This is a genomic window from Pseudomonas sp. WS 5071 (genome assembly GCF_012985765.1).
Taxonomy (GTDB): Bacteria; Pseudomonadota; Gammaproteobacteria; order Pseudomonadales; family Pseudomonadaceae; genus Aquipseudomonas; species Aquipseudomonas lundensis_A.
The window spans coordinates 113,541-126,733 of record NZ_JAAQWY010000009.1 but is presented as its reverse complement, the minus strand read 5'-3'; the positions used below and the strand labels follow the sequence as shown (position 1 = coordinate 126,733).

The window sequence follows — 13,193 nt, the reverse complement described above, 5'->3', positions numbered from 1 at the left end:
GTCCTATGTCACTAAATTTCCCGCTGTTGCTGGTCATTGCTGTAGCCGTCTGCGGTTTGCTGGCGCTGCTCGATCTGGTCTTCCTGGCGCCTCGCCGGCGCAAGGCTGTTGCCAACTATCAGGCCAGCGTCCAGCCGGCCGATATGCAGGTGGTCGAGAAGCTCAACAAGGAACCGCTGCTGGTTGAATACGGCAAGTCGTTTTTCCCGGTGTTGTTCATCGTGCTGGTGCTGCGTTCGTTTCTGGTTGAGCCGTTCCAGATTCCGTCCGGCTCGATGAAGCCGACGCTGGACGTGGGCGACTTCATTTTGGTGAACAAGTTTTCTTACGGGATCCGCCTGCCGGTGATCGACAAGAAAGTCATCGAAGTGGGTGATCCGCAGCGGGGCGATGTGATGGTGTTTCGCTACCCGAGCGATCCGACCGTCAACTACATCAAGCGTGTAGTGGGCCTGCCGGGCGACAAAATCCGTTACACCAGCGACAAGAAGCTCTACGTCAACGATCAATTGGTTGCCGAGACGCTGGTGGGGGCCGAGCCCGGCACGCTGGGCAGCGCACAACTGTACAAAGAGAAACTGGGCGAAGTGGAGCACATGATCCGCAAGGAAATGAGCCGCTACCGCACACCGCCTGATCATGAATGGACGGTTCCGGCCGGGCATTACTTCATGATGGGTGACAACCGCGACAATTCGAACGACAGCCGTTATTGGGATGATCCGAACATTCCCAAAGACGAGCTGGGCATGGTCCCCGACAAGAATATCGTCGGCAAGGCCTTCGCTGTTTGGATGAGCTGGCCCGAACCGAAAATGAGCCATTTGCCGAACTTCTCGCGAGTGGGTCTGATCAAGTAGCCAAAACGGCGCTGTTAATAACAGCGCCGAATGCTTTTCAGGTGGCCGTATAAATCGGTGGCCTGACGGTTCTTACAACCGCCGTGCAGCGTCAGGCAGGGCGGCAACAGTATTCAGGATGTGGATTTGAACAAAGCGTTAAGTGCGACGGCGGCGAACAGCCTGTTCCCCGTCCATTTGCTATGCGATAAACGAGCATCACTGATCCCTAATATCGGTCCGGTGGTGACATTCGGCCACGAACTCAGCGTGGGTAAATCGTGAGTTTTTCATTAAGTCGTTTAGAGCAGCAGCTCGGTTACACCTTCAAGGACCAGGAACTGATGGTTCTGGCCCTCACACACCGCAGCTTCGCGGGGCGCAATAACGAGCGTCTTGAGTTTCTCGGTGATGCGATCCTCAATTTTGTAGCCGGTGAAGCGCTGTTTGATCGCTTCCCGTTGGCTCGCGAAGGCCAGCTGTCGCGTTTACGTGCCCGTCTGGTCAAGGGCGAAACCCTCGCCGTACTGGCCCGTGGCTTTGAGTTGGGCGAGTACTTGCGCCTGGGCTCGGGCGAGCTGAAAAGCGGCGGGTTCCGTCGCGAGTCGATTCTGGCCGATGCCCTTGAAGCGCTGATCGGCGCCATCTACCTGGATGCGGGCATGGAAGTGGCCCGCGACCGCGTACTGGCCTGGCTGGCCAGCGAATTCGAGACGTTGACCCTGGTCGACACCAACAAAGATCCGAAAACCCGACTGCAAGAGTTCCTGCAGTCGCGTGCCTGTGAGCTGCCGCGTTATGAAGTGGTGGATATCCAGGGCGAACCGCATTGCCGCACCTTCTTTGTAGAGTGCGAAATTGCCTTATTGAATGAAAAAAGCCGGGGTCAGGGTGTGAGCCGTCGCATTGCCGAACAGGTAGCGGCCGCTGCAGCACTGATTGCCCTTGGCGTGGAGAATGGCCATGACTGATTCAACTGCAACACGCTGTGGCTATGTCGCCATTGTTGGCCGACCAAACGTGGGTAAGTCCACGCTGCTGAACCATATCCTCGGTCAAAAGCTGGCGATCACTTCGCGCAAGCCGCAAACCACTCGTCACAACATGCTCGGTATTAAAACCGAAGGCAGTGTGCAGGCGGTTTACGTCGACACCCCGGGCATGCACAAGGGTGGCGAGAAAGCCCTGAACCGCTACATGAACAAAACCGCTTCGGCAGCGTTGAAAGACGTCGACGTGGTGATCTTTGTCGTGGACCGCACCAAGTGGACCGACGAAGACCAGATGGTACTGGAGCGCGTGCAGTACGTGACCGGCCCGCTGATCGTGGCGTTGAACAAGACCGATCGCATCGAAGACAAAGCCGAGATGATGCCGCACCTGAGCTGGCTGCAGGCGCAACTGCCGAACGCGCAGATCATCCCGATCTCGGCTCAGCACGGCCATAACCTGGACGCGCTTGAGCGTGTGATTGCCGATCACCTGCCGGAAAACGAGCATTTCTTCCCAGAAGACCAGATCACCGACCGCAGCAGCCGCTTCCTGGCCGCCGAGCTGGTCCGCGAAAAGATCATGCGCCAGATGGGTGCAGAACTGCCGTACCAGATCACCGTCGAAATCGAAGAGTTCAAGCAGCAGGGCAAAACCCTGCATATCCATGCCTTGATTCTGGTGGAGCGTGACGGCCAGAAAAAAATCATCATTGGCGACAAGGGTGAGCGCATCAAGCGTATTGGCACTGAAGCGCGCAAGGACATGGAGCTGCTGTTCGACTCCAAAATCATGCTTAACCTGTGGGTGAAGGTGAAGGGCGGCTGGTCCGACGACGAGCGCGCCTTGCGTTCGTTGGGCTACGGCGACCTGTAACGGCAGCTTTTCACTCCCCCCGTTCCTGCAGGAACGGGGGGAGCAGCAGTGCTGCGTAGATGTGCTTTTACTTCCAGTCCCTCTTCCCCAAGAGGCAAGGTGAGGGCGCTTTTCGTTTTCACAGAGGCGTGCCTGCCATGTCCAGTTCCCCCCCCGCCGCGCAACTTGCCTACGTCCTGCACAGCCGCCCCTACCGTGAAACCAGTGCGCTGGTGGATTTCATCACGCCGCAGGGGCGTTTGCGGGCAGTGCTGCGCAGTGCGCGGGGCAAGGCCGGTTCGCTGGCGCGGCCTTTTGTCCCTCTGGAAATCGAGTTTCGTGGGCGCGGCGAACTGAAAAACGTCGGGCGCATGGAGAGCGCCGGGGTGTCCACCTGGCTCAATGGCGAAGCGTTATTCAGCGGTCTTTATCTCAATGAATTGTTAGTGCGCTTGCTACCGGCTGAAGACCCGCACCCCGCGGTCTTTGATCACTACGCAGCCACCCTCCTGGCGTTGGCCGAAGGTCGACCGCTGGAACCTCTGCTACGGGCCTTCGAATGGCGCTTGCTGGATGATTTGGGGTACGGGTTTTCGCTTTCTCGGGACATTCAGGGTGAGCCGATAGCCAGTGACGGCATGTACCGTTTGCAGGTCGATGCCGGGCTGGAGCGCATTTATCTGGTACAGCCGGGGTTGTTTCACGGCGCTGAGCTACAGGCCATGGCCGAGGCTGACTGGACCACCGCGGGTGCGTTGTCGGCGGCCAAGCGTTTGATGCGTCAGGCATTGGCGGTTCACTTGGCGGGCAAGCCCCTGGCCAGTCGTGAGTTGTTTCGCAAGCCCTGAATAGACCGGTATGCTGTGCGCCGAATCTTCAACTCTTCAGGAGAGCCCTCGTGACCCAAAGCAATCGCATCCTTCTCGGCGTGAATATCGACCACGTAGCCACGCTGCGTCAGGCTCGGGGCACGCGTTACCCTGATCCGGTCAAGGCCGCGCTGGACGCTGAAGAGGCGGGCGCCGATGGCATTACCGTGCACTTGCGTGAAGACCGCCGCCACATTCAAGAGCGCGACGTGTTGTTGCTCAAGGATGTGCTGCAAACCCGCATGAATTTCGAGATGGGCGTGACCGAAGAAATGATGGCGTTTGCCGAGCGCATTCGTCCGGCGCACATCTGTCTGGTGCCTGAAACCCGTCAGGAACTGACCACAGAGGGTGGGTTGGACGTGGCGGGGCAGGAAGCCCGGATTAAAGCAGCGGTTGAGCGCTTGAGCCGGATTGGCTGTGAAGTGTCGCTGTTCATCGATGCCGATGAGCGTCAGATCGAGGCATCGAAGCGAGTCGGTGCGCCGGCGATTGAATTGCACACCGGTCGTTATGCCGATGCGCAAACCCCCGCCGAGGTGGCGCAAGAACTGCAACGGGTAGCGCAAGGCGTGGCCTGTGGTCTGGCTCAAGGGCTGATCGTCAATGCCGGGCATGGCCTGCATTACCACAACGTGGAGGCCGTGGCCGCCATCAAAGGCATCAATGAGCTGAACATCGGTCATGCGTTGGTGGCACATGCCCTGTTCGTAGGCTTCAAGTCGGCCGTCTCGGAAATGAAAGCGTTGATTGTGGCAGCCGCCAGGCACTGAGAGCATTTACGCTTTCAAGCAGCGCAAACGGCGCGGTGCGGGTGCGACAGGCACTTGATCGCCGGATAAGCCGCCTCGAACCGTGACTGCAAAGAAGAACCGCCGCTACAGCTGGGGTTCTTCTTTGGGCTTGGTCTTGTCGATGCCGGGAATGTGCAGCTTGCTGTCAGCCGCCTGGTCGCCTTCAAGCTGCGGCTGCGTGGCCCATGTCAGGATGTCGTAGTAACGACGGATGTTGGCCACAAAATGCACAGGCTCGCCGCCGCGGGCGTAGCCATAACGGGTTTTGCTGTACCACTGCTTCTGCGCAAGGCGGGGCAGCATCTTTTTGACGTCCAGCCACTTGTTCGGGTTCAGGCCTTCTTTCTTGGCCAGTTTGCGTGCATCTTCCAGATGCCCGCCGCCGACGTTGTAGGCTGCCAGGGCAAACCAGGTGCGATCCGGCTCCTGGATGTCGTCGTCCAGCTCGCTTTTGATCAGCGCCAGGTACTTAGCGCCGCCCTGAATGCTTTGCTTGGCATCCAGCCGATTGGCCACACCCATGGCCTGCGCCGTATTCTGCGTCAGCATCATCAGCCCGCGAACACCGGTTTTTGAGGTGACAGTCGGTTGCCACAGCGATTCCTGGTAGCCCATCGCCGCCAGCAAGCGCCAGTCGATGCCTTCTTTCTTGGCGGCATCCTTGAAGAATTTTTCGTACTTGGGCAAGCGCTGCTGCAAGTGCTGGGCGAAGGTGTAGGCGCCCACATAACCCAGTACGTCCACGTGGCCGTAGTAACGGTCCTTGAGGCGTTGCAGCGTGCCGTTCTTTTCGACCTTGTCCAGATAAGCATTGATCTCGTTCAGCAGGCTGTTGTCTTCGCCTGCCATCACCGCCCAGCGTTGGCTGCGGGCGTCACCCAGATCAAACGCTACGCGCACATTGGGAAAATACACCTGGTTCATGGCCACTTCGTTGGAGTCCACCAGGGTCAGGTCGATTTGCCCCTCATCGACCATGCGCAACAGGTCGACCACTTCCACGGCGTCGGATTCGTCGTATTCAATGCCAGGGTATTGTTTCTTCAGTTCGGCAAGCTGTTCTGCGTGGGAACTGCCTTTAAGGACGGTAATACGTTTGCCTACCAGATCAGCGGCAGAGGTAGGGCGCGACTGCCCATTGCGGTAGATGATCTGGGGCGTGACTTCGAGGTAAGGGTGGGAAAACTTGGCTTGTTTGAGTCGATTCTCGCTGCTGACCAGTCCGGCAGCAGCCAGCACAGGGCCGTCAGGCTGGCCCAACTGGGTAAACATGTCATCCAGGTTGTCAGCGGTCTCGATTTTGAGTTCGACACCCAAGTCGTCGGCAAAGCGTTTGACCAGCTCGTATTCGAAGCCGGTTTCGCCGTTGCGGTCTTCAAAGTAAGTGGCCGGGCTGTTACGAGTAATGACCCGCAGTACCCCGTCCTCCTTTACACGCTCCAGAGTGCTGGGTTTTTCAACGCAGGCACCGAGCATCAGGAAGAGTCCGGTTGCGAGGAGCCATTTGGCGCAGCGCGGGCGGATTGCTGATAGAGAAAACATGCGCGCAGTATACGCAAAGCAGGGCGGGTGCCATATCTCGACAATATGTAGCCATTCTGATAACAACCCCCAAAACCGCTCAAACCCTTGTGAAATGGGGGGTTCAGGGGGGTTTAAAGAGCTGAATCGACCAGCCGCACGCGCGCTGATAGCCACAAAGAATAAGGCCCTGATCGATTAACGACGTTTGGCGTGCGCTTGGTGTGCCGTTTCGGGTGCCGAGGCCAACGGTTTACGTTAGAATGCCGGGCCTCAAAGCACACCCCTCCCGAGGCTGTCCCGAAGATGTTGATCCTGCGCGGCGCTCCTGCCCTTTCTGCCTTTCGCCACAACAAACTTCTCGCACAACTGAGCCAAAAGGTTCCAGCTGTCAGCGGTTTGTACGCTGAATTCGCCCACTTCGCCGATGTTAAAGGCGAATTGACCAGCGACGAGCAACTGGTACTGGCTCGTCTCCTCAAGTACGGTCCAAGTGTGCCGGTTCAAGAGCCGAGTGGCCGACTGTTCCTGGTGTTGCCGCGGTTTGGCACCATCTCGCCCTGGTCGAGCAAGGCCAGCGACATTGCCCGTAACTGTGGCCTGGCCAAGATCCAGCGCCTGGAACGCGGCATTGCTTTCTATGTGGCCGGTCAATTCAGTGACGCCCAGGCGCAACTGATTGCCGACGCCTTGCATGACCGCATGACGCAAATCGTGTTGGGCGACCTGGAGCAGGCTGCCGGTCTGTTCAGCCATGCCGAACCCAAGCCGCTGACGGCGATTGACGTGCTCGGTGGCGGGCGTGCTGCGCTGGAGAAAGCCAACGTCGAGCTGGGCTTGGCGCTGGCAGAAGACGAAATCGACTATCTGGTCAATGCCTTCAACGGTCTGGGCCGCAACCCGCATGACATCGAACTGATGATGTTTGCCCAGGCCAACTCCGAGCATTGCCGCCACAAGATTTTCAACGCCAGTTGGGACATCGACGGCCAAAATCAGGAAAAAAGCCTGTTTGGCATGATCAAAAATACCTACGTGATGCACAGCGAAGGTGTTCTGTCGGCTTATAAAGACAACGCGTCGGTCATTGTTGGCAGCGTGGCCGGCCGCTTCTTCCCGAACCCTGATACCCGCCAGTACGGTGCGGTGCAGGAGCCGGTGCACATCTTGATGAAAGTCGAGACCCACAACCACCCGACCGCCATTGCACCGTTCCCCGGGGCGGCCACCGGCTCGGGCGGCGAAATTCGCGACGAAGGTGCCACCGGTCGTGGCGCCAAGCCTAAGGCCGGGCTCACCGGTTTCACCGTATCCAACTTGCAAATCCCGGGCTTTGAACAGCCGTGGGAAGTGCCGTACGGCAAGCCTGAGCGCATCGTCAACGCGCTGGACATCATGATTGAAGGCCCATTGGGCGGCGCCGCGTTCAACAACGAATTCGGCCGTCCGGCACTGACCGGCTACTTCCGCACGTTCGAGCAATCGATCAGCACGCCCCATGGCGACGAAGTACGCGGTTATCACAAGCCGATCATGCTGGCGGGCGGCATGGGCAACATCCGCGCCGAACACGTTCAAAAAGGCGAAATCACGGTCGGTTCCAAACTGATCGTGCTGGGCGGCCCGGCCATGCTTATCGGTCTGGGCGGCGGTGCCGCGTCTTCCATGGCCACCGGCGCAAGCTCGGCGGACCTGGACTTCGCATCGGTGCAGCGCGAAAACCCGGAAATGGAACGCCGTTGCCAGGAAGTGATCGACCGCTGCTGGCAGCTGGGTGACAAGAACCCGATCAGTTTCATCCATGACGTGGGTGCGGGCGGCCTGTCCAATGCGTTCCCCGAGCTGGTGAACGATGGCGACCGGGGTGGCCGTTTCGAACTGCGCAACATTCCGAACGACGAGCCGGGCATGGCCCCGCACGAAATCTGGAGCAACGAGTCTCAGGAACGTTACGTACTGGCTGTGGGCGTTGAGGACTTCGAGCGTTTCCAGGCCATCTGTGAACGCGAGCGTTGCCCGTTTGCTGTGGTCGGTGAGGCCACGGCCGAGCCGCAACTGACCGTCACCGACAGCCACTTCGGTAACAACCCGGTGGACATGCCGCTGGAAGTATTGCTCGGCAAGGCGCCCCGCATGCACCGTTCTGCCGTGCGCGAGCAGGAACTGGGCGATGATTTCGACCCGGCGACCTTGAGCATTGGCGAGTGCGTCGAGCGCGTTCTGCATCACCCGGCGGTGGCCAGCAAAAGTTTCCTGATCACCATTGGCGACCGCACCATTACCGGTCTGGTCGCGCGCGATCAAATGGTTGGCCCTTGGCAAGTGCCGGTGGCTGACGTGGCCGTCACCGCCACCAGTTTTGACGTCTACACCGGCGAAGCCATGGCCATGGGTGAGCGTACACCGCTGGCCCTGCTGGATGCGCCGGCCTCGGGCCGCATGGCCATCGGCGAGACCCTGACCAACATTGCAGCGTCGCGCATTGGCAAGCTGTCCGACATCAAAATGTCGGCCAACTGGATGTCCGCTGCCGGTCATCCGGGTGAAGACGCCCGTCTGTTCGACACCGTGAAAGCGGTCGGCATGGAGTTGTGCCCTGAGCTGGGGATTACCATCCCGGTCGGCAAAGACTCGATGTCGATGCAAACCCGCTGGAACGAAGAGGGGACCGAGAAGAGCGTGACCTCGCCGCTGTCGCTGGTGGTCACCGGTTTCGCCCCGGTGGTGGATATCCGCCAGACCCTGACCCCCGAATTGCGCATGGACAAAGGCCTGACGGACCTGATCCTGATCGACCTGGGCCGTGGCCAGAACCGCATGGGGGCGTCCATTCTGGCGCAAACCTACGGCAAGCTGGGCAAGCAGGCGCCAGACGTCGACGACGCCGAAGACCTCAAAGCCTTCTTCGCTGTGATCCAGGGCCTCAATGCCGACGGCCATTTGCTGGCTTACCACGACCGTTCCGACGGTGGCCTGATGACCAGCGTGCTGGAAATGGCCTTCGCCGGTCATTGCGGCTTGAACCTGACCCTCGATTGCCTGACGCAAAACGCCAGTGAAATCCCGGCCATCCTGTTCAACGAAGAATTGGGCGCGGTGATTCAGGTGCGTCAGGATGCGACGGCCGAAGTGCTGGCTCAGTTCAGCGTTGCAGGCCTGGGTGAGTGCGTGGCCGTGATCGGCCAGCCGCTGAACAACAGCGAAGTCACCATCAGCCTTAAGGGCGAGACGGTGTTCGAAGGTCAGCGCGGTTCCCTGCAGCGTCAGTGGGCACAAACCAGCTACCAGATCCAGCGCCTGCGTGATAACGCCGAGTGCGCTGATCAGGAATTCGACGTGCTGCTGGAAGAAGACAACCCGGGCCTGACGGTCAAGCTCGGCTTTGACGTCAACCACAACATCAGCGCGCCTTACATCAAGAAGGGCATTCGCCCGCAAGTGGCGGTACTGCGTGAGCAGGGCGTCAACGGTCAGGTTGAAATGGCCGCAGCGTTTGATCGTGCCGGTTTCAACGCCATTGACGTGCACATGAGCGACATTCTGGCCGGCCGTGTCGACCTGAACGAATTCAAAGGCATGGTGGCCTGCGGTGGCTTCTCTTACGGTGACGTACTGGGCGCCGGTGAAGGCTGGGCCAAGTCGGCACTGTTCAACACCCGTGCGCGGGATGCGTTCCAGAGCTTCTTCGAGCGTTCCGACAGCTTCTCGCTGGGCGTGTGCAACGGTTGCCAGATGATGTCCAACCTCAGCGAACTGATCCCGGGCAGCGAGTTGTGGCCGCACTTTGTGCGCAACCGCTCCGAGCAGTTCGAAGCCCGTGTCGCCATGGTGCAGGTGCAGGAGTCGAACTCGATCTTCCTGCAAGGCATGGCCGGATCGCGCATGCCAATCGCCATTGCCCACGGCGAAGGTCATGCTGAATTCGCCAGCGAAGAAGCCATGTTGCAAGCGGACTTGTCCGGTGCCGTGGCACTGCGTTTCGTCGATAACCACGGCAAAGTCACTGAAAGCTACCCGGCCAACCCGAACGGTTCGCCGCGCGGGATTACCGGTCTGACCAGCCGTGACGGTCGTGTGACCATCATGATGCCGCACCCGGAGCGTGTATTCCGCGCCGTGCAAAACTCGTGGCGCCCTGAAGAGTGGAACGAAGATGCGCCTTGGTTGCGCATGTTCCGTAACGCTCGCGTCTGGGTGGATTAAGCGCGATGTACAAGCTCAGCTTTTTCGTGCCTCCCAGCCATGTGGATGGGGTCAAGGATGCCGTGTTCGCTGCCGGTGGCGGTCGCATCGGCAACTACGACCACTGCGCCTGGCAGACCATGGGCCAGGGCCAGTTTCGTGCGCTGGACGGCAGTCAGCCGTTCATCGGGCAAACCGGCGCGGTCGAGTATGTCGGGGAATGGAAAGTTGAGCTGGTGGTGGCCGATGATCTGATCCAGGCGGTGGTGGCTGCGCTCAAGCTCAGCCACCCGTACGAAACGCCTGCCTATGAAGTGTGGCGCCTGGCGGACATCTAGCCTGGCACTGCAACAAAAAGCCCGCTGAACCGGTAACGGTCAGCGGGCTTTTTGTTGCGTGGAGCCTGGTGCTTAGGGGCGGATTTCGACCATCGTGCCGTCTTTGGTCAGGTTCCACACCTCACGCATTTCATAGTTCTTCATGGCGATGCAGCCATCGGTCCAGTCCAGGGTGTGAAACAGGTTCTCCGGGTTTTCTTCGGTGTCGGGCGTGCCGTGAATCATGATCATTGACCCCGGGCTCACCCCTTCGCGGCGGGCCTGTGCGGCATCGCTGATGTTGGGGTAGGAGATGTGCATGGCGAGGTTGAATTTCTCGCTTTTCTTGCGCCAGTCGACCCAATACAGGCCTTCCGGGGTGCGCTTGTCACCTTCACGGGTTTTCGGCCCCTTGGGTTGTTTGCCCAATGAAATGCGGTACGTGCGGATCGGTTTGCCGTTGCTGATCAACTGCAATTGGCGGGCCGACTTGAGCACCAGGATTTTTTCCACCGGGGCAGACGCGCGGGCGGGCTGCGACGAACGATGCGGTTGGATCACTTCATTTTTATCGACCGGCTTGCCGTTGATGGTGACGACAACGGCGGCTTGGCACGTAACAGCAAATGACAGGCAGAGTGCGGTAAACAACCAACGCATGGAGCGGTATCCCTAGAGGTGCAGTGGGGGTGACGAGCACTGTATTTATTGTTGAGGTTTGATCAGGCCTGCCAAGGGCGGCACGGCTTCGCTGCGCACCGGATAGACCTGCCCCGGCCGGTCAGCGAAAAAGCATTCTAAGGTACGGCTGACCGTGCGAAAAGCCAGCTCTGACCAAGGGATGTCGGCTTCGTCGAACAGGCGCACTTCAAGGCTCTCTTCACCGGCCGCAAAGTCGCGGTTCAGCAGTTCGGCGCGGTAGAAAATATGCACCTGATTGATGTGCGGTACATCGATCAAGGTATAGATGCTCAGGTTCGCGACTTCGGCACAGGCTTCTTCGCGGGTTTCGCGTTGCGCGGCCTGCTCAACGGTTTCTCCGTTTTCCATAAAGCCGGCGGGCAGCGTCCAGAACCCTTTGCGCGGTTCGATTGCGCGCCTGCACAGCAAGACTTGAGTGCCCCACGTCGGAACGCACCCGGCAACGATGTTCGGGTTTTGGTAATGAATGGTCTGGCAGTGGTCGCACACGTAGCGCAGGCGCGAATCGCCCTGCGGGATGTGTTGGCTGACGGAATGGCCGCACTGGCTGCAAAATTTCATGCTGAGCTCTCTGGTGTGGCGCCTATCTTGGCGGTTCTGGCGGGGCTTGGGCAAGTGCCGCATGGCGTGCTGCGACAGTGTGGGGCTTGGGTGCTTTGGGTGATTTGGTGCATGATGCCCGATAAGTGACGGATCGAGATGACCTATGCTGGACGAGCTGCTTGGCCGCGTGAGCCGCTATACCCCGCGAACGCTGGTGACAGAGCGCAATTTCCCCGAGGCTGCGGTGTTGCTGCCCGTGACCCGCAGTGATGAGCCTGAATTGATTTTGACCCTGCGCGCCAGCGGCCTCTCAACCCATGGCGGCGAAGTGGCATTCCCCGGAGGTCGACGTGACCCCGAGGACCCGGACCTTGTGTTCACGGCCCTGCGCGAAGCTGAAGAAGAAATCGGCCTGCCGCCGGGGCTGGTCGAAGTCATTGGCCCGCTGAGCCCGTTGATCTCCCTGCACGGCATTCGTGTGACGCCCTTCGTCGGGGTTGTGCCGGACTATGTGGAATACCTGGCCAACGATGCGGAAATCGCGGCCGTGTTCAGCGTGCCCCTGGATTTCTTTCGCCAGGACCCGCGCGAACACACGCACCGTATCGACTATCAGGGCCGCAGTTGGTACGTGCCGAGTTACCGCTTCGGCGTGTACAAAATCTGGGGGCTGACCGCGATCATGATCGTTGAGTTAATGAACCTGCTCTACGACGACGTGAACATCAACCTGCACACCCCGCCAGAACGCTTTATCACCTTCTAGAACCCTGCTCACAGGGTCATGCCTGCCTTGAGGACTTTGCCATGAAATACCGTTTGGGCGACGCGTGCGTCGACACTCACCCTGACAGCTGGATCGCGCCCACTGCCACGTTGATCGGTCGCGTCCGGCTCGAAGAGGGCGCCAGCGTGTGGTTCAACGCCGTTTTACGCGGCGATAACGAGCTGATTCTCATCGGCAAGGACAGCAACGTGCAGGACGGCGCCGTGATGCACACCGACATGGGCTACCCGCTGACCCTGGGCACGGGCGTGACCATTGGTCATAACGCCATGCTGCATGGCTGCACGGTCGGCGACTACAGCCTGATCGGGATCAACGCCGTGATCCTCAACGGCGCAAAGATTGGAAAGCACTGCATCATCGGAGCCAATTCCCTGATTGGCGAAGGCAAGGTCATACCCGACGGTTCGCTGGTCATGGGGTCGCCCGGCAAAGTGGTCCGCGACCTCACTGACGAGCAGAAAGCGTTGCTGCAAGCCAGTGCGGCCCATTATGTGAAAAATGGCCAGCGGTACGCCCGCGACCTTGAAGAGCAGTCATCGTGAATGATCCGCAGCGCCCGGTGGCGTCCCCCTGCGTGAACATTTGCGCACTGGACGACGATGACGTGTGCACGGGCTGCCAACGCACCGTGACTGAAATCACCCGTTGGAGCCGCATGACCAACGCTGAGCGTCGCGACGTGCTGGTGTTGTGCCATGAGCGGGCCACCTCCCGTGGCGTGATGTGGATGCTGAACGGCCCGGTCTGAGCGGCGTAGTCGCTGCGCCAGCGACTACAAATACAGGCATGAC

The 13,193-nt window shown here is 59.6% G+C and carries 13 protein-coding genes; 10 read left to right on the top strand and 3 right to left on the bottom strand.

Annotation, left to right across the window (positions count from 1 at the left end; all coding sequences use genetic code 11):
- Window positions 1-5: 5 nt before the first annotated feature.
- The 5 genes from lepB (at window position 6) to pdxJ (ending at window position 4,326) form a co-directional block, all read left to right on the top strand.
- A complete protein-coding gene (lepB, locus tag HBN61_RS08075) occupies window positions 6-860 on the top strand; it encodes a signal peptidase I (protein ID WP_047277397.1) in 855 nt (284 codons plus the stop codon).
- A gap of 260 nt (window positions 861-1,120) precedes the next feature.
- Window positions 1,121-1,810: a ribonuclease III gene (gene rnc / locus HBN61_RS08070; protein ID WP_047278350.1), complete on the top strand. Its 690-nt coding sequence runs from the start codon at window positions 1,121-1,123 to the stop codon at window positions 1,808-1,810.
- On the top strand, window positions 1,803-2,705 hold the full coding sequence (era, locus tag HBN61_RS08065; protein WP_047277393.1) for a GTPase Era: 903 nt from the start codon (window positions 1,803-1,805) through the stop codon (window positions 2,703-2,705). Before rnc ends, era begins: the two co-directional genes overlap by 8 nt.
- Before the next feature lie 137 nt (window positions 2,706-2,842).
- Window positions 2,843-3,532 carry a DNA repair protein RecO gene (gene recO / locus HBN61_RS08060; protein WP_047277391.1) on the top strand — a complete coding sequence of 230 codons (690 nt, stop codon included), beginning with the start codon at window positions 2,843-2,845 and terminating at the stop codon, window positions 3,530-3,532.
- Between the two features lie 50 nt (window positions 3,533-3,582).
- Window positions 3,583-4,326: a pyridoxine 5'-phosphate synthase gene (gene pdxJ / locus HBN61_RS08055; RefSeq protein WP_047278346.1), complete on the top strand. Its 744-nt coding sequence runs from the start codon at window positions 3,583-3,585 to the stop codon at window positions 4,324-4,326.
- A 105-nt stretch (window positions 4,327-4,431) separates the two neighbouring features.
- On the opposite strand, the gene mltF is transcribed toward pdxJ, so the two are convergent.
- Window positions 4,432-5,889 (bottom strand): membrane-bound lytic murein transglycosylase MltF, encoded by a 1,458-nt coding sequence (gene mltF / locus HBN61_RS08050; RefSeq protein WP_047277387.1) that lies wholly within the window; start codon window positions 5,887-5,889, stop codon window positions 4,432-4,434.
- Between the two features lie 285 nt (window positions 5,890-6,174).
- On the opposite strand from mltF, the gene purL reads away from it, so the two are divergent.
- Together purL and HBN61_RS08040 are read left to right on the top strand one after the other, a co-directional pair.
- Window positions 6,175-10,071 carry a phosphoribosylformylglycinamidine synthase gene (gene purL / locus HBN61_RS08045; RefSeq protein ID WP_047281171.1) on the top strand — a complete coding sequence of 1,299 codons (3,897 nt, stop codon included), beginning with the start codon at window positions 6,175-6,177 and terminating at the stop codon, window positions 10,069-10,071.
- A gap of 5 nt (window positions 10,072-10,076) precedes the next feature.
- Window positions 10,077-10,388 carry a YqfO family protein gene (locus tag HBN61_RS08040; protein ID WP_047277383.1) on the top strand — a complete coding sequence of 104 codons (312 nt, stop codon included), beginning with the start codon at window positions 10,077-10,079 and terminating at the stop codon, window positions 10,386-10,388.
- A gap of 72 nt (window positions 10,389-10,460) precedes the next feature.
- Here HBN61_RS08040 and HBN61_RS08035 read toward each other — a convergent pair whose 3' ends face one another.
- Both HBN61_RS08035 and HBN61_RS08030 read right to left on the bottom strand, forming a co-directional pair.
- Window positions 10,461-11,027: a L,D-transpeptidase family protein gene (locus tag HBN61_RS08035; protein ID WP_047277381.1), complete on the bottom strand. Its 567-nt coding sequence runs from the start codon at window positions 11,025-11,027 to the stop codon at window positions 10,461-10,463.
- Between the two features lie 45 nt (window positions 11,028-11,072).
- Window positions 11,073-11,630 (bottom strand): NUDIX hydrolase, encoded by a 558-nt coding sequence (locus HBN61_RS08030; RefSeq protein ID WP_047277380.1) that lies wholly within the window; start codon window positions 11,628-11,630, stop codon window positions 11,073-11,075.
- A 145-nt stretch (window positions 11,631-11,775) separates the two neighbouring features.
- Between HBN61_RS08030 and HBN61_RS08025 the strand changes: the two genes are divergently transcribed.
- Genes HBN61_RS08025 through HBN61_RS08015 form a run of 3 tightly spaced genes read left to right on the top strand, consistent with a single transcriptional unit; the run spans window position 11,776 to window position 13,150 of the window.
- Window positions 11,776-12,378, top strand: coding sequence for a CoA pyrophosphatase (locus tag HBN61_RS08025; protein WP_047277378.1), 603 nt, complete (start codon window positions 11,776-11,778; stop codon window positions 12,376-12,378).
- Between the two features lie 41 nt (window positions 12,379-12,419).
- Window positions 12,420-12,944 carry a gamma carbonic anhydrase family protein gene (locus HBN61_RS08020; protein ID WP_047281170.1) on the top strand — a complete coding sequence of 175 codons (525 nt, stop codon included), beginning with the start codon at window positions 12,420-12,422 and terminating at the stop codon, window positions 12,942-12,944.
- Window positions 12,941-13,150, top strand: coding sequence for a DUF1289 domain-containing protein (locus HBN61_RS08015; protein ID WP_083333286.1), 210 nt, complete (start codon window positions 12,941-12,943; stop codon window positions 13,148-13,150). Before HBN61_RS08020 ends, HBN61_RS08015 begins: the two co-directional genes overlap by 4 nt.
- The last annotated feature ends 43 nt before the right edge of the window (window positions 13,151-13,193 follow it).

Excerpts from the sequence above, each read along its gene's own strand:
- HBN61_RS08025 (WP_047277378.1), top strand. The coding sequence starts at position 11,776 with ATGCTGGACGAGCTGCTTGGCCGCGTGAGCCGCTATACCCCGCGAACG.
- HBN61_RS08035 (WP_047277381.1), bottom strand. The coding sequence starts at position 11,027 with ATGCGTTGGTTGTTTACCGCACTCTGCCTGTCATTTGCTGTTACGTGC.
- era (WP_047277393.1), top strand. The coding sequence starts at position 1,803 with ATGACTGATTCAACTGCAACACGCTGTGGCTATGTCGCCATTGTTGGC.
- purL (WP_047281171.1), top strand. The coding sequence starts at position 6,175 with ATGTTGATCCTGCGCGGCGCTCCTGCCCTTTCTGCCTTTCGCCACAAC.
- HBN61_RS08030 (WP_047277380.1), bottom strand. The coding sequence starts at position 11,630 with ATGAAATTTTGCAGCCAGTGCGGCCATTCCGTCAGCCAACACATCCCG.
- HBN61_RS08040 (WP_047277383.1), top strand. The coding sequence starts at position 10,077 with ATGTACAAGCTCAGCTTTTTCGTGCCTCCCAGCCATGTGGATGGGGTC.
- HBN61_RS08020 (WP_047281170.1), top strand. The coding sequence starts at position 12,420 with ATGAAATACCGTTTGGGCGACGCGTGCGTCGACACTCACCCTGACAGC.
- recO (WP_047277391.1), top strand. The coding sequence starts at position 2,843 with ATGTCCAGTTCCCCCCCCGCCGCGCAACTTGCCTACGTCCTGCACAGC.
- lepB (WP_047277397.1), top strand. The coding sequence starts at position 6 with ATGTCACTAAATTTCCCGCTGTTGCTGGTCATTGCTGTAGCCGTCTGC.
- mltF (WP_047277387.1), bottom strand. The coding sequence starts at position 5,889 with ATGTTTTCTCTATCAGCAATCCGCCCGCGCTGCGCCAAATGGCTCCTC.